The organism is Phytopseudomonas punonensis (assembly GCF_900142655.1).
Taxonomy (GTDB): Bacteria; Pseudomonadota; Gammaproteobacteria; order Pseudomonadales; family Pseudomonadaceae; genus Aquipseudomonas; species Aquipseudomonas punonensis.
Map to the genome: position 1 here is coordinate 215,547 of NZ_FRBQ01000005.1, position 18,109 is coordinate 233,655.

An 18,109-nucleotide genomic window follows, 5' to 3' on the forward strand; every position below is an offset into this window, starting at 1 on the left:
CCTCCTGAACAGATGCAGAGCATACCGCAAACGCAACGCCCTGCCCGCCTGGCACATGGCGCAAACTTGTCGGCGGCCGGATGGGTCTAGAGGCTTAACAAAGGAGCACGACCATGCGCCCGATTCTTACCCACCTTGCCCTGCACGTACCGGACCTGCAGGCCTGCATCGACTTCTACGAAGACTTCTGCGGCATGCGGGTCATCCACCGTCGCCTTGGCAAGGGCTCGCAGATCGTGTGGATGGCCGAGCCCGGCCGTGAGAGCGAGTTCATCTTCGTGATCATGCCTGGCGGCGAAGCGCGGCAGTTAGCGGCCAACGATTACAGCCACTTCGGCTTCGCCCTGCAGAGCCGCGAAGAAGTCGATGCAATGGTCGCCAAAGCCCAGGCAGCCGGGTGCCTGCTCTGGGCACAGCGCGACGAACCGTATCCGGTGGGCTATTACTGTGGCATACGTGACCCGGCTGGTCATCAGATCGAATTCAGCTATGGCCAGCCACTGGGTCCGGGCGCCAAACCGATCAATGAGGGCTGAAACAAGAAAACCGCCAGAAGGCGGTTTTCTTGCGCTAGCGAATGGCGTTAGCCCTTGCCAGTCTTGTACAGGTGCTCGAAGCAGAAGTTAGTCGCCTCGATATAGCCCTCGGCGCCACCGCAGTCGAAGCGCTGGCCCTTGAACTTGTAAGCCAGCACGCAGCCGTCCTGGGCCTGCTTCATCAGCGCGTCGGTAATCTGGATCTCGCCACCCTTGCCTGGCTCGGTGTTTTCGATCAGCTCGAAGATATCCGGGGTCAGGATGTAGCGACCGATGATCGCCAGGTTCGACGGTGCATCTTCGGACTTGGGCTTCTCGACCATGCTGTTTACCCGGAAGATGTCGTCGCGGATCATCTCGCCGGCGATCACGCCGTACTTGTGGATCTCGTCCATCGGCACTTCCTGCACCGCCACGATCGAGCAGCGGAACTGGTTGTACAGCTTGACCATCTGGGTCAGCACGCTGTCGCCTTCGAGGTTCAGGCACAGGTCGTCGGCCAGCACCACGGCGAACGGCTCGTCACCGATCAGCGGGCGGCCGCTGAGGATGGCATGGCCCAGGCCCTTCATTTCCACCTGGCGGGTATAGGAGAAGGTGCAGTTGTCGATCAGGCGGCGAATGCCGACCAGGTACTTTTCCTTGTCGGTATTGCGGATCTGCTCTTCCAGCTCGTAACTGATGTCGAAGTGGTCTTCCAGCGAACGCTTGCCGCGACCGGTCACCATGGCGATTTCGGTAAGCCCGGCCGACAGCGCTTCCTCCACACCGTACTGGATCAACGGCTTGTTCACGATTGGCAGCATTTCCTTGGGCATGGCCTTGGTTGCCGGGAGAAAACGGGTGCCGTAGCCAGCGGCAGGAAACAAGCATTTCTTGATCATGGAAGTCCCTGAATGAGAGAGGGTTATCGACGCCGCAGCAGTCTAGCAGGACGCACACGGCTTACAACGGGAGCAACGTAAACACCTCAAACGTTTATGCAGCAGGGCAGTCACAACCTGTGAAACCCACCGCAACGCGAGGTTCGCATGTCCATCGACAATGACCTGAAGAAAGAAGTTCTCACTCGTCTGCTGCACGCTCACCCTGCCGGGCTCGGCAAAGAGGTGCTGGACAACTTCCGAGGCGAGCACGCTGTCGCCGATATGCTCAAGCATCTGCAGCAAAACGGGCTTATTCACGATGGCGCCCTATCGGAAAACGCCGGTGAATTGTCCATCCACTATCCGATCAAGCTCAGTGCATCTGGCGTCGAAACAGCCAAACAGCTCGATGCCTGATCAGCTGCTGTAGCAGCCTCCGCTACCGGCGCCGTTTTCTCGTCCTGGGGAAGCGGCGTTCAGCTATTACTAGCCACGCAAATCCGCCTATTGGGTGCCCATAAATACTGTAGACTCCCGCGCCGCGCGCAGCCGCGAACGGCCGTTGCAGAGCGCTCGCTTGCAGCCCGTCCCGCGCACAGCCTACTCAGTATTTTCTGGAACACCGCTCATGAAACACTCCGCTACCTCCCTGCTCCTGGCGGGCAGCCTGCTGGCTCCTGTCGAAGCCATGGCCGACCTGCTGCTGTGGCAGGACAACAGCCTGACCTACCTCAACGGTATCGACTTCAAGATCGACCCGCCACGCCAGCAAACGCTGACTTTCGAGCACTCAAGCGGCTGGAGCTTCGGGGATCTGTTCCTGTTCGTCGACGGCATCAAATACAACACCGAAGCCAACAATGGCGCCGGTGATGGCCATACGTTCTACGGCGAGCTCAGCCCCCGCTTGTCGTTCGGCAAGATCAGCGGAGCCGATCTATCGTTCGGCCCGATCAAGGATGTGTTGTTGGCAGCCACCTATGAATTCGGTGAAGACGATGTCGACGCGTACCTGCTCGGGCCGGCAGTGGATCTGGCAATTCCCGGTTTTGACTACTTCCAGCTGAACACCTACCTGCGCCGACCGGATGGCAAACGCGACGGTCGCAACGTCTGGCAGATCACTCCGGCATGGAGCTACACGATCCCGGCCGGCAAGTCCGATGTGGTGATCGATGGTTTCATCGACTGGGTGGTGGACAACGACGACAGCTATCACGCCAACCTGCACATCAACCCCCAGATCAAGTACGACCTGGCCAAAGCCATGGGCTGGGGTCAGAAATTCTACGTTGGCGTGGAATACGACTACTGGAAGCACAAGTACGGTATCGACAACGACAGCTCGCTGAGCAAAGACATTTTAGGCGGCACCAACCAGAGCGCTATCAGCCTACTGGTCAAGGCACACTTCTAAAACGGCTAAGAACCAGAAGCTCGTCGAGCTCGGCGGGCTTTTGTCATCCATGCCGCTCAGTCGAGCAGCACGTGTGCTGCCGCATCAGTGGCGAGCAGGCTGTATTGATGAAGGCTCAGATAGCGCCCATCCTTGCACTCAACGTCGCGCAGCGTGCCTTCGAGGGTGAAACCCTGCGCTTCGATCAGCCTGCAACTGGCGATATTTTCCGGTTCTATATCTGCATGTACGCGATGCACGCTCATGTGCCGGAAGGCATATCGTAAAATCGCAGGCAGCGCCTGGCTTAGCAAACCACGCCGCCAGTAATCAGGAAGCAACCAATAGCCTACGTCGACGCTGTGATGTTGGTGGCTCCAGTCATTGAAGCCGCAGGCGCCCATTAACAGGTCGCCATCGCGGCTGGCAACGGCCCACCATATTCCTCTTCTATCCCTGAGCAAGCTCTCGTACCACTGCATCTGCTCGCGGGTAGCGCAAAGGCTATCGTAGGAAACACCGTAGTGAGCAATCACCTGGGGGTGAGACAGCCCGGCATACACACGCTCGATATCATCAGGACGAATGCACCGCAAAATGCAGTCTGCAAGGGTGAATTCGGGGAATAGGCTGGCTTCACTGTGCATGTATAACCCGAAGCGCCAGGCTGGCACGATCATGGAAAACTAATGATTAGAAAAACAAGGAGCGCAGGCTTCGCAGAGGCCAACGCGGAGATGGTGCCCCGAGCCGGAATCGAACCGGCAAGGCCTTGCGGCCGGCAGATTTTAAGTCTGCTGTGTTTACCAATTTCACCATCGGGGCGGCGAAATCTGCGAGGGCAGGACTATATACACCCCCAGGCAACGCCGCAAGTTTAAAGCGCGCAATAAAAAACCTCGCAAATCAGTGATCTACGAGGCTGTACGCTGAGCTACCGATAAGTAGCTACAACCGCATTAATGCGGCAGGCCGCGCTGTGAAGCGCGGCCTGACCTGATCCCTTACTTGCTGCTGCGGCCAACCAACAGACCGATCAGCAGACCAAAGCCGGAAGCCACCGCCACCGAGGTCCAAGGATTGCTTTCGATGCGATCCTGAGCATTACCGATGGTCTCGCGACCCAATTCGACAGCCTCACGGCTTTTTTCAGTGATCGAACCTTTGGCCTCATTCAGCAGCGCAATAACCTTCTCGCGAGCTTCATGAGCCTTGTCGCCGGAAAAGGACTCCGCATCACCCAACGCCTTGCTGGCTTGATCGAGAAGCTTCTTCAATTCCTTGGCGCTTTCCTGTTGAAACTGATCCAGGCCGCTCTCAAGCGAAGTTTTACGTGCCATTAGCGAGTGCTCCATAACAGTGATTGACGATATTTGGAGATACCGCCAGCCGCCAGAGTTCAGGCTTTTTACCGCCTATCTGCTTTCTAGACTCATGCATCAAGCGGAATGACACCCGTGTGGGCCACATATTCGCCGGCCATGCCGCGCACCCGCGCGCGCAGATCAAAGGGCATATCTGACTTGAAGGTCACCTCATGCCCGATCAACTGGCCGCTCTCGCCAACACGCTCGCGCTCCTCCTGCATCCAGGTCAGTAGCTCGTCTTCAGTCAACCCGAGCTCTTCAGCCAGCAATGCATTGAAACGTTCAAGATCCAAGCCATCGAATTTTCCGCCATCCATCTCATCGCCCTCCTCAATCAATCTTGCTAATTGAGGCCGCAAGTTCGGCCAGGCAGTTCACTGTATCTGACCAACCTGCTCAGGCTTGGCGTTTAACGCTGCCGCAATTCAACGTGCGCAGATCTTGGCGCAGCTGCATCACCAGTTGCGAGATCTGCCGTGATGTCGACAGCTCTGATCGCGAGATTCCCGTGACATTCAGGTACACCTGAGCCGTAACCGGATCCCTGATCTGAATCGTCACCGACTCACTGCCATCAATGGAGCAACTGCACGCCAACGGCAAAAACGCACACTCGACAATATGACGCTGCTCGAGAACGGACATCATCCTGAATACTCCTTCCTCACGTTACGTTGATGACCACTGGAGTCTAGTTCGCGCAAAAAATCAGGAGTGAGTCATTTTGTCCCGTCTATCGGCTGGATACTTGGCTGTCGCCGTCAGCCGCTTGTAACGGACTCATCCTGTGAGTCGTTAACGTAAAGGCCATGGCCCAAGATGTTAGATAAGACCCGCGGTGGATCTGCTCAAGACTGCGGCCTCATGTTTGCGAAGCGCGGCACGGCAGTGCCTGCGCCTGCGCAAAGCTAGCGCAACGATGCTCGCGATGAGTATGAAAAGCCGCCGAATATGAAATCATCTTGGTATAGGCAACATCGAACTGACTCATAGATAAGCTCTAGAGGAAACGACGCACCATCCAACCAAAAACAGCATGCCTACCGATCAAATCGACAAGACGATCAGCATGTTGGTAGGGGTAATACGTGGCAGCTGCTGCCGAACATCGCCTGGTGTCTCGGCCTTGAAGAATACGCGATAGCCACTGCCATCCGGATAAGGCCGGGAATGAGTGACCCAGGTTGAAACGAGGCTCTCGCTGAGCCCGGTATCAGTCGCGATTTTTAACAATGGGATATGCACGGTCATTACGAGCTCCTTCTCATTCAGATAGTGATGCATTCATCACGCTGCCGGACATCCATGCCGGACTTGAGTTGACAAGCGATGTCACTATGCCACATTACAAAGGATATAATGACTTTTTTTGCTGCCGCACGCGCTCAAGCCAGCAGAGTCGATCAATGGCACCTAATTAGTACGCTACCAATCGTCTGGCCGAATGAACTATCGCCACAGCTACCATCAAATAGCTAGTATTACCCGATATGGAGGAACCAATCGTGAGCAAACCAGTTTTCAACGCCCGCACCGCAGATAAGTTCGTCGTTCGCTTGCCTGATGGCATGCGCAAACGCATCGAAGATCTTGCCAATGACAACTACACCAGCATGAACACCGAGATCATCCGCGCTATCGAAGCCCACCTGGAAGGTCAGGCGAGACAGACACTGCTGATCGACGCGCTGGAGGCGAAACTGAAAACCGAAGCACAGGCTGCCGCCAAGACCGGCAAAAAAGCCGCCGAAAGCAACATCGACTACATCGACGGGCTCAAAACCGGTACGCGCTAAGCTAGCTATATCTAGACAAACAAGCCCCGCACATGGCGGGGCTTTTATTTGCCTCGAGTTTCTTGAGTGAGTGCGCTGAGTGCAACCAAAAAACAAAATAGACACAGGTTGCAAATTCAGGCATAAATCATCGAAAGCGCGGAACAAATATGCACTAGCACTGTCATGCCGCAAAAAAGGCACTCGATACGCCTTGGCTGCCACATGTAATTACCTTGACGGTGTAGCGGGATTAACCCCGCTAGAGGCTAGGCATCGCCCAAATGGAAACTCGGGCCTGCCTATTTGCAGCTGATGAAATGCTGATCTAGCCTGACTTTTCAAACATCAACGTATGGACGCGGATCATGATGTATCACACGCTCAAGCATGGCATTTATGCGGACGAGTTCGCCCGTGTCCTACGGCTGGCCATGAACAGAAGTGACGATGTTCTGGTGGCAGTGCCCGGCAACATAGACAACCTCACCGCCCCCATTGCCAGATTGCTTGGCGCAGCGGTTGCCAAGAAGCTGCTTGAAGAGCGCGAAGTAACGGTTGCCACACCAGGAGCGCCGGAAAAGAAGCTCTACCTTGCCTCGATCAACGGCTGCACCTCCTTCAAGAAAGGCTCCGTCGTATTGCCCTGGACCCCGCTTGATACGGTTTCCAAGGTGGCTGCAAAGCATCCCTCGTCAGACACGTTCTATATCGCCATCGACGGCCCAGGCACTTCGTACCGCCAGCCCGGCAAGGACGAGCTGACTCGATACCAAGTGAACTACCCAAAATCTAAAGCGGTGTAAGGCTAGGCGCGATCCTCGCCGCCCGCATGCAATCTTGCGGCTGCCTGACACTTCATTCATCAAATAGGGCGCCAAAGCTTTAGAACGCTCCCCCTAACAACCGCTTTTCTCTACGCACAAAAAAGCCCCGTAACCAACGGCTACGGGGCTTTGCGTTTGGAGGCTGAGGTCGGAATCGAACCGGCGTTCACGGATTTGCAATCCGGTGCATAACCACTCTGCTACTCAGCCTTAAACTGAACGGGCCGTACGTGACGGCCCGTTGAAACTGGAGCGGGAAACGAGACTCGAACTCGCGACCCCGACCTTGGCAAGGTCGTGCTCTACCAACTGAGCTATTCCCGCTTGTCTTATCGACGGGCGCCATTCTATATCTTCAAAACGCCCAGTCAAGCCTTTGATTCAAAAAAGTTATTTCTTTTCGGCGGTCACGCTCAGATGCGGCCATGCAGCGAGCAGATAATGCGCCATTGACCAAAGCGTAAGTGCTGCCGCGACGAGCAGCAGCGCATAGCCCGTCAGCACCCAGAAACCGAACATCGGCGGATTACCGAGAAGAATCACCAGCGCCACCATCTGCGCCGCAGTCTTCCACTTACCAAGATTGGATACGGCTACATGCGCCCGGGCACCAATCTCGGCCATCCACTCGCGCAAGGCCGAAACGACGATCTCGCGACCAATGATGATGGCCGCCGGCAGTGTCAACCACAGGTTTGCATGCTCAGCAACCAGCAGCACCAACGCCGTGGCAACCATCAGTTTGTCGGCTACCGGGTCAAGAAAAGCGCCAAACGGCGTGCTCTGCTCCCAACGACGAGCCAGGTAGCCATCGAGCCAGTCGGTGACGGCAGCGAAAGCGAATACCGCACTGGCAGCCCAATAGCTCCAGGAAAATGGCATATAAAACAAAAGGATGAAGATCGGGATCAGCAGAACGCGGAGCACCGTTAGGAGGTTGGGGATATTCATCGGCTCAACTGGACGGTTAGGTGAGGCAGCATTCTACTCGCTGTGCAGTGCGGCATAAATCAAACCAGCGAGCTTTTTACTGATACCGGGAGCTTTAGCGATTTCTTCGGTACTCGCGCGAGACAATTCCTGCAGCCCGCCGAAGTGGTTGAGCAGCTCACGCCGCCGCTTAGGCCCGACACCGGCAACCTCTTCGAGGCTCGAAGTGCGCCGAGCTTTGCCGCGACGCGCACGGTGCCCGGTGATTGCGAACCGGTGTGATTCATCGCGAATCTGCTGAATCAGATGCAGGGCCGGAGAATTGCCCGGCAAGGTGAACTCATGGGCAGCGTCATTCAGGTACAGCGTTTCCAGGCCGGGCTTGCGAGTCGTGCCTTTGGCCACGCCCAGCAGAATCAACTCAGGCACTTCAAGCTCGGTGAGCACCTCGCGCGCCATCGCCAGTTGCCCCTTGCCACCATCGACCAGCAGAATATCCGGCAGCTTACCCTCGTTCTGCTTGATCTTGCTGAAGCGCCGAGTCAACGCCTGGTGCATGGCGGCATAGTCATCGCCGCCAGTCACACCCTCGATGTTATAGCGCCGGTAATCCGATTTGATCGGGCCCTCGGGGCCGAAAACCACACAGGAGGCGACTGTAGCCTCACCGCTTGAGTGGCTGATATCGAAGCATTCTAAGCGCTGAGGCACCTCGTCCATGCCCAACGCCTCGGCCAGGGCATCGAAGCGCCCTGCCATATGTTCGCGATTGGCCAAGCGGGCACCCAGCGCCTGCTCGGCATTGGTGACCGCCAGCGCCTGCCAACGAGCACGAGTGGCGCGGACGCGATGACTGATAGCAATCTCACGGCCGCGCAGCTCTTGAATCGCCGCGATCAGCACCGGGTAATCCTCGTGCGGAGCGTTGACGATCAGCTCGGTAGGCAAATCGCGCTCGTGGCTGCCCAAGTAATACTGACTGAGGAAGGCAACGAGAACGTCCTTGGCCTCCTCCTCGATCGCCACCTGGGGAAAGAAATTTTTGCTACCCAGCACTCGCCCGCCACGCACGCTGATCAAATGCACGCATGCGCCGCCTGGGTTGACCATCGCAGCGATGATGTCGACGTCCCCGGTTCCGCCTTCCATGCTCTGCTGATCCTGCACGCGGCGCAGCAATGCCATCTGGTCGCGTAGTTCGGCGGCTCTCTCGAAATCCAGCTCAGCGGAAGCCTGCTGCATATTTGCGGAAAGCTCGGCGTTCAAGGCGTTGCTACGCCCTTCCAGGAACATCACCGAATGACGTACGTCTTCGGCGTACTCAGCGGGCTCGACCAAACCGACACAAGGCGCCTTGCAGCGCTTGATCTGATACTGCAGACAAGGTCGCGTGCGGTTGCGGTAGTAGCTGTCCTCACACTGGCGAACCAGAAAGGTCTTCTGCAGCAGGGCCAAACTTTCACGGATCGCACCGGCGCTGGGATAAGGGCCGAAATAGCGGCCTTTGCGATTCTTGGCGCCACGATGGATATCCAGGCGCGGGAAGTCGCCATCGGACAAAAACACGTACGGGTAGGATTTGTCGTCGCGCAGCAGAATGTTGTACGGCGGGCGCCACTGCTTGATCAGGGTCTGCTCGAGCAGCAACGCCTCCGTTTCGTTACCGGTAATGGTGGTTTCAACTTGAGCGATCTTGCTGACCAGTGCTGACGTCTTGGTGGCCAGACCGGTCTTGCGAAAATAGCTGGCGAGACGGTTCTTAAGATTCTTCGCTTTGCCGACGTAGAGCAGATTGCCGCTAGCGTCGAACATACGGTACACGCCGGGGCGACCACTGCAGGTAGCGAGAAATGAACTGGCATCGAACACGGGCGCCACGTCAGCTGGTGGCATCGACCATGCCATGGCGCACAGCTAACAATGCCAATTCCACATCACTGGTGATCGAGAGCTTTTCAAAAATTCGATAACGGTAGGTATTCACTGTCTTGGGCGACAGGCATAGCTTGTCGGAGATGCTCTGTACCTTCTGGCAACCAGCGATCATCAGCGCGATCTGGATTTCACGCTCGGAAAGCAGATCGAATGGCGAGTTGCTGCTCTGCGGCTGAAAAGATTTCAGCGCCAATTGCTGGGCTATCTGCGGGCTGATGAAGCGCTGACCGGCAAAGACCATGCGAATGGCTTGAACCATTTCATCAAGCCCTGCCCCTTTGGTCAGATAACCGGCGGCACCGGCCTGCAGCAAGCGCGTGGGGAACGGGTCTTCCTCACACACGGTAACAGCAACGACCTTGAGGTCAGGGTGGCTGCGCATCAACTTGCGGGTGGCTTCAAGCCCACCGATGCCGGGCATCTTCACATCCATCAGCACGACGTCGGGCTTGAGCTCGCGAACCTTTTTCAGCGCTTCTTCACCAGAGCACGCCTGGCCAATGACCTGCAAACCGTCGATGTCGGCCAACATGCGCGAAATACCCGTACGAACGAGGTCGTGATCATCAACAACCAATACCTTAATCAAACGAACACCTCGTACCTGCGCCAGCGCCGCACGGCGACTACCTGAGAGAACCGCACCATATCAAAAAACCTGACAGGTGAGTTAGCGATGAACGGCAACTTACCGGCGCCAACAACACGATTGCGACAGGCGTGAAGATGGCGCCATCTTATTGGGCGCGTTACGCGAAGTTATGGCTGACTAAATCAGCAAGCTTCCTAAAAATAATTTATGCGGAACGCACCGCTTGAGGCGCAGCTCTGAATTTACAGATCGCGAACCATACAGAGGGATTTCCGATGGACATGCTCATCAAGCAGCTCAAGACAGTTACCGCTGGACGCTATCACATCGTTACGGAAACCTCTGCCGAGGGCTTGCAGGTCGATTGCCTCGATCTGCAATGCAACCTGGTGGCAACGCGTCGCCTCACTGCTGCGCAAATGCAAAACAAGATCCTGATGACCGCGGTGTATGCCGACCTCAAAGGCACGCTCGGATATTGATTCGCACGGCAGCGTGACTGTCGGCAGCACCAGAGATCACCTGCAGTGCGGCTTCATTTGCGTGAGGGCCGCACTGAAACAGTACTGACTCACCGTAGCCTTACCTAAGTCTTAGCGCGGTCCAATCAGCACAGCCGCACATTTATATAGGCAAAAAAAAGCCTGGCGAACGCCAGGCTTTTTCGTATGTGGTGGAGGGCCAGGGATTCGAACCCTGGGAACGCTATTAACGTTCGACGGTTTTCAAGACCGTTGCATTCAACCGCTCTGCCAACCCTCCAGGTCGACGCGGATGCTTCATCTTGCCGAAACATCCCTTTGCAACCTTTCAGGTTGCGGGCGGCATCTTACCGGAACGCAACACACTGTCAAACACTCTGACTTGGCAGCACCCAAGGCTCTGTTAAGATGCTTCTCGACCTTGGTCACGGACCATCAGCATTTACTAGGAGTGTCGCCATGCGCGAACAAGATTACGCACATAGCCCTTCACGGGTTGAACAAACCGCGGTCAGCAGCGTCCTGCGCAACACATACGGTTTGCTGGCTCTCACCCTGGCATTCAGTGGCATCGTGGCATTCATGGCGCAACGCGCCAATGTCCCATACCCGAACATTTTCATCGTGTTGATTGGCTTCTACGGCCTGTTCTTCCTGACTGCCAAGCTGCGTGACTCCGGCTGGGGCATTCTGTCGACCTTCGCCCTCACAGGTTTCATGGGGTACACCCTGGGCCCAATCCTCAACCGCTACCTGGGCATGGCCAACGGTGCCGAGGTTGTCAGTTCGGCGTTCATGATGACGGCTCTGGTGTTCTGCGGTCTGTCGGCTTACGTGCTGACCACTCGCAAGGACATGAGCTTCCTGAGCGGCTTCATCACCGCCGGCTTCTTCGTACTGATTGGCGCGATGCTGGCCAGCTTCTTCTTCCAGATCAGCGGCCTGCAACTGGCAATCAGCGCTGGTTTCGTGCTGTTCTCCTCGGCCTGCATCCTGTTCCAGACCAGCGCGATCATTCACGGTGGCGAGCGTAACTACATCATGGCGACCATTAGCCTGTATGTATCGATCTACAACCTGTTCGTCAGCCTGTTGCAGATCTTCGGCATCATGAGCGGCGACGACTGATCGTCACGCTTTAATAAAAAACCCGCCAATTGGCGGGTTTTTTATTGGTCGCATATCGCGATTAATGCTCAGCTTTTTCACGCATTCCCTTGAGAGTATTGAAGGGTGCTTCGACTACAAACTTGTTGGACAACCACGAAGGAACGCTGCCGCCCGGGTCGGTATGAGCCTCGTAAATGACTTCGACCATGCCATCGGGCTTGGGGGTCATCGTCCAGCTGCCTTCCACGTTGGCGACACGCACATAACCTTTTTCTTCGGGCTGATAGTTCGGCACACCATGCAGCTTGCGGGTAATGCTGCCGTCAGCGCCCTGCTCGGTCGTCACCTCGATGATCGAGTCGCGTGGCGTTACCGGCCACGGCGTGTTGAAGCGTGTGTAGGTCCAGCTCTTGTCACCTTCGTGCTTGAGCAGTCGCTGCTCCTTGCACTCGTGAATCCAGGCGCAGGCGGCCACTACATCTTCTTGCAGCGCCCTGAGTTTGGAGACATCGGTCTTGATCAGGGTGACGCCGCGGTAGGCCTTGTAGGGAGAACCCGCGACTTCACTGAGGTAAACCTTGATGCCCTCCTCGTCCTTTGCCAGGCGCCAGTCTTCAGCGTGGGCGGCAGACGCGATACAAAGGGCAGTACTTGCTAGCAACAAACGGGTAAACGACATTTCATTCTCCGGGACGTGCTTGTATGGCGTCAGATAGCTTTTGCCGTAGCGCCTTCCAGCCAGTTCAACAGGTGGATGGCCTCTTCACGGCTATTACCGCAGACATCGAAATCGGCCGAAAATGCTGAACACACGTCAGGACGATCCGCGCGCCCGAATATCGTGCAGAGGTTCTCTTCGCTCAGGTTTATACAGCGCTCACCGGCGAGCTTGCCATTAGGCATGCCAGGTATGGGTGAGGTGATTGAGGGAGAAATACAGCAGGCGCCACAGCCGGAGCGGCATTGCATGGAACGAACCTCGAACGAAGAGCACGCGACAAACGGCGGCGATTCTAGCCTGCGCTGTGAAAAGACGGCAGCCCCGGCAGTCAGTTCAGGTCGAGGCGGATGCTGAAGCGCGAGCCCTGCCCTTCAACGCTTTCGACGGCCAGCTCGGCACCGAGAATATCCACCGCCAATTGATGGGTGATGTGCAGCCCAAGACCGGTGCCACCCAGCCCTCGGCGGGTGGTAAAGAAGGGATCGAATATCTTGCCCATCAGCTCTTCGCTCATGCCACGACCATCATCGGCAACTTCGACAACGCACTGCCTTTGTGCCTCGTCGATCTGCCCGCGAATGGTAACCACACCTTTCACCCCAGGGTCGAAGGCATGAATCAGCGCGTTATCGACGAGATTCTGCAAGATTTGCCCTAGCGGGCCCGGGTAGCTGTCGAGCTGCAGATCCGCGGCGATTTGCACGTCAACACGGTGCGCTCCCTGGCGTATTTTCGGCTGTAACAACAGCACCACTTCATCGACCAACTCACGCAAGTTGAAGCGCCTTCGCTCGGTGCTGGCGCGATCAGTTGCCAGTTGCTTAAAGGCGCGGGTCAACTGGGACATCCGTTCGAGGCTGATCAGGATGATGTTCAAACCATCATCAGTGCGCTGCACGAAACGCTCGAGCGTTGCGCGCTTGAGGCCCTCACGCATCGAGACCTGAAACTCCTGACTGGCTCTCTCCAGCGTCGAAGCGGCCACGCTTGCGGCCCCAATCGGGGTATTCAGCTCATGGGCAACACCAGCGACCATGGTGCCCAGCGACGACAGCTTTTCCGCCTGCAAGAGTGCGCGACGAGTGCGCTGAAGTTGTTCGACCGTACGTTGCAACTGCTCGTTACTCGACGCCAACGCCCTGCTACTGACATGCAACCCGTGCTCGGCACGCAGGCGCTCTGCTTCATCGACAGCACGCCGCACCGCGATCAAAAGTCCTACGCCCTGCAATAAGCCAAAAAACAACAAAACGCGCCACAACACTTCCCAGCGCAATTCGCTGAGGTTCTGGGCAGGCAAGTGCGACAGCAGTAACCAGTGATCGGCCGCATTGGTAGTTACCGATGCCGCATCGCTTGGCCGAAAGTGGTTATAGGCCCAGAAACCGGCCGGATCGATGAACGAGCCACGCTGCTCATTTTGCAGTTGCCGCCAGCTGGCGGGTTGATGGTTAGCCAGCGTCAACTCGGGTTTGCCGAGCAAAAAACCCCAGGCATGCTCTGGGCGCTCGCCGAGCATCCAGTAACCCTCGTGATCCAATAACTGCAAGGAGCCGCCGTAAGCCACCGAGGTTTCCCGCAGCCGCTCCAACAGGCGCTCGGCCCGGTAATCGAGGATCAGAATGCCGCGTCGCTCGCCGCGCTCGCTGAAAATAGGCACCGCTGCCCGAAGGATCGGCACCAGCGTCTCGATCGATCCGTCAGGCCGGTAATGGCGCTCCAGGTCAAAGCGTGACAGGTAGGAATCGCCTCTGAACAGGTGCATGGTCTCGACGAAATAGTAGGACGCCGAATCATTCTGCAGCTCAGACGTTTCGACCTGCCTTGCCGCTCCTGAATCGCTGTCGATGCGTATGCGTTCCATGCCGGTTTCATCGAGCCAGCGGATGTGCTGGTAAGTCCCGCGGCTATTGGAGAACTCCACGAACAGCTCGCTCAATGCGGCATAACTATCATCGGAGGACTCTCTGACTGCGCGGGTCAGCAAGGGCTGCTGGCTGAGAAACTGCAGATCACCACGCAAGCTGGACAAATGCCGCTCCAGCACTGCAACTCCCTCGTTCAGACTGTCCGTTTGCGCTTCGAGCAAGGGTTCCAAGCGGTCGCTGAGCATGCGGTCATAAAGCAGAAAGCTGAGCACGATGATCAGCAGTGACCAAGGAAGAAACAGCACCACCAGATTACGCGGCAGCGGACGCTTAAGCGCCTTGCGCCAACTGACCATGCCGCTGCCGATCACTGAGGTGAACGCTCGCCCAACCAGCTCAGCAGCCGCTCAAGCGGCATGGGCCTGGCAAACAGATAACCTTGCGCCTCCAGGCAGTCATGCTGCGTCAGCCACTCGACCTGCTCCTGATCCTCCACGCCCTCGGCAATCACTGACATACCCACGCGCCGCGCGATCTGGATGATGGCCTCGACAATGCCCTGCCCATCGTCTTTGGCGCGCAGTTCCTCGACAAAACTGCGGTCGATCTTCAACCGATCGGCTGGCAATTGGCGCAAGTAGCTGAGCGACGAAAACCCAGTGCCGAAATCGTCAATGGCGACCTTCACGCCCATGGCGCGCAGTGCCAGCAGCTGCTCGCACACCTGCTCGAACGAGCGCATGGCCACCGACTCGGTGATTTCTAGCTCGACCTGACTGGCGCTCACGCCGGCTGCTTCCAGATGCAGCGTGAATCGTTCGATGAAGTCACGCTGCAATAGCTGGGTTGCCGAGACGTTGATGGCCACCCGGATATCGCGGTATCCAGCTTCGCCCAAGCGGCGGGCAGCCTGCAAGGACAAGCGCATGAGCAGATCGCCCAGCGGCAGGATGTAGCCGGTGGCCTCGGCCAGCGGGATGAATTGCAGCGGCGGTATGGCTTTGCCGTCCGCCTGGTACCAGCGAGCCAGGGCCTCGACGCCGGTGACCGCGCCGCTGCGCATATCGACCTGGGGTTGCAGTTCGATGCTGATCAGGTCGCTGGCCACTGCGTCACGCAGCGCCAGCAACAAGCGAAACGACTCGGCATGCGCGCTCTGCAGTTGGCGGTCATGCACCACATGCTGATCGTGGCCGAGCTGCTTGGCCTGTTTGAGCGTCAGCCTTGCATCCTGCAGGGCGACGCTGGCCGTATCGTCGAAGTCGCGCAAGTAAAGGGTGACGCTGCTCAGGCTGTGCACCTGGCCCAACTCGTAAGGGCGATTAGGGCGGCGGAACAACGCGACGATGTCTTCGGCACGTACCTGTTCCTCGGGGCCGAGCACGGCAAACAGATCGTCACGCACCCGGGCGATCAGCACGTTGCCATCGAACGTTTCCCGCAAACGGTTGGCTACCAGGCCAAGGATGAAATCTCCGTAACCGGTACCGAACGCGGTGTTGGCGCCAGAGAAGTTATCGATATCGAGCAACACCAGTACCCGCTCAGCCTTGTTCGGGCTGCTCAAGGTCATGTCGAGCATGCGGATCAGCGCGTTGCGATTGGGGATCTTCAGCAAGTCGTCTTGATAGGCCATCTCCTCCAGGCGGCTGAACAGCGCGACGTTATACAGGCCGCGGCTGATGCTGGCGCTGAACACTTCGAGCAGCTCCAGCTCGGTATCGTCCAGCGTGCGTTCCGTCGCCACGTAGCAGGCGTAATCCGCACCGGCCTGGAAGCGCGGAAAGAACAGCACGGTGCAGTCGTCGAAACGCAGCGTGGCCTGCTTTTGCAGGCAGCAGCGCAAGGCGCTGGCGACGGCATCGTCGCCCAGACTACTCAGGTCGCCATCGATGGAACTATAAAAGCGCCCACTGGCGCTGATCACATGGGCATCGGGCAACTCTCCGGCCGTTGTGTCCTGCGCCTTGACGCACACGATGCCTTCGGCTTGCAGGTCCAATAAGGAGGCAATTTCAGAAAGAATCTTGGCCGACAACTCGCGGGTATTTTTCGAGCAAAACAGCGCATTGCTGGATTCGACGATCATCTGCAGACCGCGACGCGCACGAGCCGTGGCCTTGAGCTGCGAATAGCTGCGCAGCCCGGCGGTGAGCACCGTACGCAAACGCTCGGCACTCAGCTCACTTTTTGACCAGTAGTCGTTGATGTCGTAATCACGCATGACGTTCTGCACGGGCGCCATGCCCGGCTCGCCGGTAAGCAGCACGATGCGGATCTCGGCATTGCCGATCACTTCACGCAGGGTTTTGACCAAGCGCAGGCCGGCATCTTCGGTTTCCATGACCACATCGAGCAGCACCAGGGCGAAATCCTGCTGCTCGGCGAGCAACATGGCAGCTTCGCGATTGCTGAATGCCTGCTGAATCTCGACACGCCGTCCCAGAATATCCATCGCACTGATGGCAAACGCGGTCGCACGCTGGAAGTCTGGGTCATCGTCAACGGTAAGGATGCGCCACGCCGGCTCTGTTACACCACCCGCCGGCTCGTCATCTGAAAACACCACGCAGTCATCCATGAAGCACACTCACCTATCTCACTGGAGAAGAGAACCACGGCCTTCCGTGCGCAAGTATAGCCAGCGCGACAAAGACACAACCTCAATGATGGCATTTCGTATATGGCACGATTCACACCACTTGTCGGTCTGAGCTCATTAACGATGAGCGGGTGACGGCATTGGAACAAGGAGCGGCTATGGGCTACTGGCTGGTCATCGACCTGGAAGCCACCACTGAGGAAGGTGGCTGGCCGGTTGAGCATATGGAAATCATCGAGATAGGTGCCAGCTTGGTCAACGCAGGCGGTCATGAGATCGACCATTTCCAACGCTTCGTGAAACCGATACGGCGCCCCAACCTCACCCGTTTCTGCCGCCAGCTGACCCACATCAGCCAGGCAGATGTCGACTCTGCCGCCACACTGCCGGTCGTCTGGCCGCAGTTCGAACGTTGGCTGGCGCCCCATCACCCACGCCTGCACGGCTGGGGCAGCTGGGGCGATTACGACTGCCAGCAGCTGCGACAGGATTGGCAGCGGCACGGTCTAAGCAGCCATCTTCAGTCACTGCCGCACCTCAACCTCAAGCGGCGCTTCGCCGAAGAACGGCAACTGCCGCGGCCGGTTGGCCTTAACGCGGCACTGCAATTGGCCGGCATGGGTTTCAACGGCCAACAGCACCGCGCCCTAAACGATGCACGCAACACTGCGCGTCTGCTGCCATTAGTAATGGTCGAGCGAGGCGCTACGCGCAACACGTGACGCCGTCAAACGCCTTGGGCATACTTGCCAGCCATTTATTTCTGCCCCTAACGAGGATGCACATGTTCAAGGTCAACGAGTATTTCGACGGCACCGTCAAATCCATCGCGTTCGGCATGGCAGAAGGCCCGGCCACGATTGGCGTGATGGCAGCAGGCGAGTATGAGTTCGGCACGGGCCAACTGGAAGTCATGCATGTGATCGCAGGCGCCCTGACCGTCAAGCTGCCGGGCAGCGACCACTGGGAAACCTTCACTGCCGGCAGCCGCTTCACCGTGCCCGCAGACAGCAAGTTTCAGCTCAAGGTTGAGCAGGACACCGCTTACCTGTGCGAATACCGCTGACAGGTTGCCCTTCAGCAGCAAAAAGCCCGGCCAAGT

At 57.4% G+C, this 18,109-nt stretch carries 22 protein-coding genes and 4 tRNA genes; 9 read left to right on the forward strand and 17 right to left on the reverse strand.

All coding sequences use genetic code 11. The features are described from left to right. The first annotated feature begins 113 nt into the window (after nucleotides 1–113). Entirely contained in the window at nucleotides 114–536 is a 423-nt protein-coding gene (locus BUC40_RS14985) for a VOC family protein (protein ID WP_073266973.1), read from the forward strand. Nucleotides 537–583: 47 nt separating this feature from the next. Here the strand turns inward: BUC40_RS14985 and galU are convergent, their stop codons facing one another. Further along, nucleotides 584–1,420, reverse strand: a complete 837-nt coding sequence (galU, locus tag BUC40_RS14990; protein ID WP_073266974.1) for a UTP--glucose-1-phosphate uridylyltransferase GalU — start codon at nucleotides 1,418–1,420, stop codon at nucleotides 584–586. Nucleotides 1,421–1,567: 147 nt separating this feature from the next. Here galU and BUC40_RS14995 point away from each other — a divergent pair, with 147 nt between their 5' ends. Both BUC40_RS14995 and BUC40_RS15000 read left to right on the forward strand, forming a co-directional pair. Beyond that, a complete protein-coding gene (locus BUC40_RS14995) occupies nucleotides 1,568–1,819 on the forward strand; it encodes a hypothetical protein (RefSeq protein WP_073266975.1) in 252 nt (83 codons plus the stop codon). Between the two features lie 211 nt (nucleotides 1,820–2,030). After that, on the forward strand, nucleotides 2,031–2,819 hold the full coding sequence (locus BUC40_RS15000; protein ID WP_073266976.1) for an outer membrane protein OmpK: 789 nt from the start codon (nucleotides 2,031–2,033) through the stop codon (nucleotides 2,817–2,819). Nucleotides 2,820–2,875: 56 nt separating this feature from the next. Here BUC40_RS15000 and BUC40_RS15005 read toward each other — a convergent pair whose 3' ends face one another. The 6 genes from BUC40_RS15005 to BUC40_RS15030 form a co-directional block, all read right to left on the reverse strand. Further along, a complete protein-coding gene (locus tag BUC40_RS15005; RefSeq protein ID WP_244160656.1) occupies nucleotides 2,876–3,478 on the reverse strand; it encodes a GNAT family N-acetyltransferase in 603 nt (200 codons plus the stop codon). A gap of 58 nt (nucleotides 3,479–3,536) precedes the next feature. Beyond that, nucleotides 3,537–3,623: transfer RNA gene (locus BUC40_RS15010), tRNA-Leu, on the reverse strand. A gap of 179 nt (nucleotides 3,624–3,802) precedes the next feature. Continuing rightward, nucleotides 3,803–4,138, reverse strand: a complete 336-nt coding sequence (locus BUC40_RS15015; RefSeq protein ID WP_073266977.1) for an ElaB/YgaM/YqjD family protein — start codon at nucleotides 4,136–4,138, stop codon at nucleotides 3,803–3,805. Between the two features lie 92 nt (nucleotides 4,139–4,230). Then, nucleotides 4,231–4,482: a hypothetical protein gene (locus tag BUC40_RS15020; protein ID WP_073266978.1), complete on the reverse strand. Its 252-nt coding sequence runs from the start codon at nucleotides 4,480–4,482 to the stop codon at nucleotides 4,231–4,233. 79 nt (nucleotides 4,483–4,561) lie between these two features. Further along, nucleotides 4,562–4,813, reverse strand: a complete 252-nt coding sequence (locus BUC40_RS15025; RefSeq protein ID WP_073266979.1) for a DUF1652 domain-containing protein — start codon at nucleotides 4,811–4,813, stop codon at nucleotides 4,562–4,564. A gap of 399 nt (nucleotides 4,814–5,212) precedes the next feature. Then, nucleotides 5,213–5,416, reverse strand: coding sequence for a hypothetical protein (locus tag BUC40_RS15030; RefSeq protein ID WP_073266980.1), 204 nt, complete (start codon nucleotides 5,414–5,416; stop codon nucleotides 5,213–5,215). A gap of 254 nt (nucleotides 5,417–5,670) precedes the next feature. Here BUC40_RS15030 and BUC40_RS15035 point away from each other — a divergent pair, with 254 nt between their 5' ends. Together BUC40_RS15035 and BUC40_RS15040 are read left to right on the forward strand one after the other, a co-directional pair. Beyond that, entirely contained in the window at nucleotides 5,671–5,961 is a 291-nt protein-coding gene (locus BUC40_RS15035; RefSeq protein WP_073266981.1) for an Arc family DNA-binding protein, read from the forward strand. Nucleotides 5,962–6,308: 347 nt separating this feature from the next. Further along, entirely contained in the window at nucleotides 6,309–6,746 is a 438-nt protein-coding gene (locus BUC40_RS15040; protein ID WP_073266982.1) for a hypothetical protein, read from the forward strand. Between the two features lie 157 nt (nucleotides 6,747–6,903). Here the strand turns inward: BUC40_RS15040 and BUC40_RS15045 are convergent. The 5 genes from BUC40_RS15045 to gacA all read right to left on the reverse strand — a co-directional run bounded on the left by BUC40_RS15045 (nucleotide 6,904) and on the right by gacA (nucleotide 10,221). Continuing rightward, a tRNA-Cys gene (locus BUC40_RS15045) sits at nucleotides 6,904–6,977 on the reverse strand. Between the two features lie 38 nt (nucleotides 6,978–7,015). Beyond that, nucleotides 7,016–7,091, reverse strand: a tRNA-Gly gene (locus BUC40_RS15050). Nucleotides 7,092–7,157: 66 nt separating this feature from the next. Continuing rightward, on the reverse strand, nucleotides 7,158–7,718 hold the full coding sequence (pgsA, locus tag BUC40_RS15055; RefSeq protein ID WP_073266983.1) for a CDP-diacylglycerol--glycerol-3-phosphate 3-phosphatidyltransferase: 561 nt from the start codon (nucleotides 7,716–7,718) through the stop codon (nucleotides 7,158–7,160). A 33-nt stretch (nucleotides 7,719–7,751) separates the two neighbouring features. Then, on the reverse strand, nucleotides 7,752–9,590 hold the full coding sequence (uvrC, locus tag BUC40_RS15060; RefSeq protein WP_073266984.1) for an excinuclease ABC subunit UvrC: 1,839 nt from the start codon (nucleotides 9,588–9,590) through the stop codon (nucleotides 7,752–7,754). Continuing rightward, nucleotides 9,577–10,221, reverse strand: a complete 645-nt coding sequence (gene gacA / locus BUC40_RS15065) for a response regulator transcription factor GacA (RefSeq protein WP_073266985.1) — start codon at nucleotides 10,219–10,221, stop codon at nucleotides 9,577–9,579. The genes uvrC and gacA overlap by 14 nt, the downstream gene beginning before the upstream one ends. 278 nt (nucleotides 10,222–10,499) lie before the next feature. Here gacA and BUC40_RS15070 point away from each other — a divergent pair, with 278 nt between their 5' ends. Continuing rightward, nucleotides 10,500–10,706 carry a hypothetical protein gene (locus tag BUC40_RS15070; RefSeq protein WP_073266986.1) on the forward strand — a complete coding sequence of 69 codons (207 nt, stop codon included), beginning with the start codon at nucleotides 10,500–10,502 and terminating at the stop codon, nucleotides 10,704–10,706. Between the two features lie 189 nt (nucleotides 10,707–10,895). Here BUC40_RS15070 and BUC40_RS15075 read toward each other — a convergent pair. Beyond that, a tRNA-Ser gene (locus tag BUC40_RS15075) sits at nucleotides 10,896–10,986 on the reverse strand. Between the two features lie 179 nt (nucleotides 10,987–11,165). On the opposite strand from BUC40_RS15075, the gene BUC40_RS15080 reads away from it, so the two are divergent. After that, complete coding sequence (locus tag BUC40_RS15080; RefSeq protein WP_073266987.1) at nucleotides 11,166–11,834, forward strand: Bax inhibitor-1/YccA family protein; 669 nt, start codon at nucleotides 11,166–11,168, stop codon at nucleotides 11,832–11,834. A gap of 61 nt (nucleotides 11,835–11,895) precedes the next feature. Here BUC40_RS15080 and BUC40_RS15085 read toward each other — a convergent pair whose 3' ends face one another. The 4 genes from BUC40_RS15085 to BUC40_RS15100 form a co-directional block, all read right to left on the reverse strand. Then, nucleotides 11,896–12,495, reverse strand: coding sequence for an START domain-containing protein (locus BUC40_RS15085; RefSeq protein ID WP_073266988.1), 600 nt, complete (start codon nucleotides 12,493–12,495; stop codon nucleotides 11,896–11,898). Between the two features lie 29 nt (nucleotides 12,496–12,524). Next, nucleotides 12,525–12,785 carry a YkgJ family cysteine cluster protein gene (locus BUC40_RS15090; RefSeq protein ID WP_073266989.1) on the reverse strand — a complete coding sequence of 87 codons (261 nt, stop codon included), beginning with the start codon at nucleotides 12,783–12,785 and terminating at the stop codon, nucleotides 12,525–12,527. Between the two features lie 80 nt (nucleotides 12,786–12,865). Then, nucleotides 12,866–14,761, reverse strand: coding sequence for a sensor histidine kinase (locus tag BUC40_RS15095; RefSeq protein ID WP_139272188.1), 1,896 nt, complete (start codon nucleotides 14,759–14,761; stop codon nucleotides 12,866–12,868). A gap of 11 nt (nucleotides 14,762–14,772) precedes the next feature. Further along, on the reverse strand, nucleotides 14,773–16,986 hold the full coding sequence (locus tag BUC40_RS15100) for a two-component system response regulator (protein WP_073266991.1): 2,214 nt from the start codon (nucleotides 16,984–16,986) through the stop codon (nucleotides 14,773–14,775). A 179-nt stretch (nucleotides 16,987–17,165) separates the two neighbouring features. Here BUC40_RS15100 and BUC40_RS15105 point away from each other — a divergent pair, with 179 nt between their 5' ends. Both BUC40_RS15105 and ppnP read left to right on the forward strand, forming a co-directional pair. After that, a complete protein-coding gene (locus tag BUC40_RS15105) occupies nucleotides 17,166–17,729 on the forward strand; it encodes a 3'-5' exonuclease (protein WP_073266992.1) in 564 nt (187 codons plus the stop codon). A gap of 62 nt (nucleotides 17,730–17,791) precedes the next feature. Then, nucleotides 17,792–18,073 carry a pyrimidine/purine nucleoside phosphorylase gene (gene ppnP / locus BUC40_RS15110; protein ID WP_073266993.1) on the forward strand — a complete coding sequence of 94 codons (282 nt, stop codon included), beginning with the start codon at nucleotides 17,792–17,794 and terminating at the stop codon, nucleotides 18,071–18,073. The last annotated feature ends 36 nt before the right edge of the window (nucleotides 18,074–18,109 follow it).

Excerpts from the sequence above, each read along its gene's own strand:
- BUC40_RS14985 (WP_073266973.1), top strand. The coding sequence starts at position 114 with ATGCGCCCGATTCTTACCCACCTTGCCCTGCACGTACCGGACCTGCAG.
- galU (WP_073266974.1), bottom strand. The coding sequence starts at position 1,420 with ATGATCAAGAAATGCTTGTTTCCTGCCGCTGGCTACGGCACCCGTTTT.
- BUC40_RS14995 (WP_073266975.1), top strand. The coding sequence starts at position 1,568 with ATGTCCATCGACAATGACCTGAAGAAAGAAGTTCTCACTCGTCTGCTG.
- BUC40_RS15000 (WP_073266976.1), top strand. The coding sequence starts at position 2,031 with ATGAAACACTCCGCTACCTCCCTGCTCCTGGCGGGCAGCCTGCTGGCT.
- BUC40_RS15005 (WP_244160656.1), bottom strand. The coding sequence starts at position 3,478 with ATGATCGTGCCAGCCTGGCGCTTCGGGTTATACATGCACAGTGAAGCC.
- BUC40_RS15015 (WP_073266977.1), bottom strand. The coding sequence starts at position 4,138 with ATGGCACGTAAAACTTCGCTTGAGAGCGGCCTGGATCAGTTTCAACAG.
- BUC40_RS15020 (WP_073266978.1), bottom strand. The coding sequence starts at position 4,482 with ATGGATGGCGGAAAATTCGATGGCTTGGATCTTGAACGTTTCAATGCA.
- BUC40_RS15025 (WP_073266979.1), bottom strand. The coding sequence starts at position 4,813 with ATGATGTCCGTTCTCGAGCAGCGTCATATTGTCGAGTGTGCGTTTTTG.
- BUC40_RS15030 (WP_073266980.1), bottom strand. The coding sequence starts at position 5,416 with ATGACCGTGCATATCCCATTGTTAAAAATCGCGACTGATACCGGGCTC.
- BUC40_RS15040 (WP_073266982.1), top strand. The coding sequence starts at position 6,309 with ATGATGTATCACACGCTCAAGCATGGCATTTATGCGGACGAGTTCGCC.
- pgsA (WP_073266983.1), bottom strand. The coding sequence starts at position 7,718 with ATGAATATCCCCAACCTCCTAACGGTGCTCCGCGTTCTGCTGATCCCG.
- uvrC (WP_073266984.1), bottom strand. The coding sequence starts at position 9,590 with ATGCCACCAGCTGACGTGGCGCCCGTGTTCGATGCCAGTTCATTTCTC.
- BUC40_RS15070 (WP_073266986.1), top strand. The coding sequence starts at position 10,500 with ATGGACATGCTCATCAAGCAGCTCAAGACAGTTACCGCTGGACGCTAT.
- BUC40_RS15080 (WP_073266987.1), top strand. The coding sequence starts at position 11,166 with ATGCGCGAACAAGATTACGCACATAGCCCTTCACGGGTTGAACAAACC.
- BUC40_RS15085 (WP_073266988.1), bottom strand. The coding sequence starts at position 12,495 with ATGTCGTTTACCCGTTTGTTGCTAGCAAGTACTGCCCTTTGTATCGCG.
- BUC40_RS15090 (WP_073266989.1), bottom strand. The coding sequence starts at position 12,785 with ATGCAATGCCGCTCCGGCTGTGGCGCCTGCTGTATTTCTCCCTCAATC.
- BUC40_RS15095 (WP_139272188.1), bottom strand. The coding sequence starts at position 14,761 with ATGGTCAGTTGGCGCAAGGCGCTTAAGCGTCCGCTGCCGCGTAATCTG.
- BUC40_RS15100 (WP_073266991.1), bottom strand. The coding sequence starts at position 16,986 with ATGGATGACTGCGTGGTGTTTTCAGATGACGAGCCGGCGGGTGGTGTA.
- BUC40_RS15105 (WP_073266992.1), top strand. The coding sequence starts at position 17,166 with ATGGGCTACTGGCTGGTCATCGACCTGGAAGCCACCACTGAGGAAGGT.
- ppnP (WP_073266993.1), top strand. The coding sequence starts at position 17,792 with ATGTTCAAGGTCAACGAGTATTTCGACGGCACCGTCAAATCCATCGCG.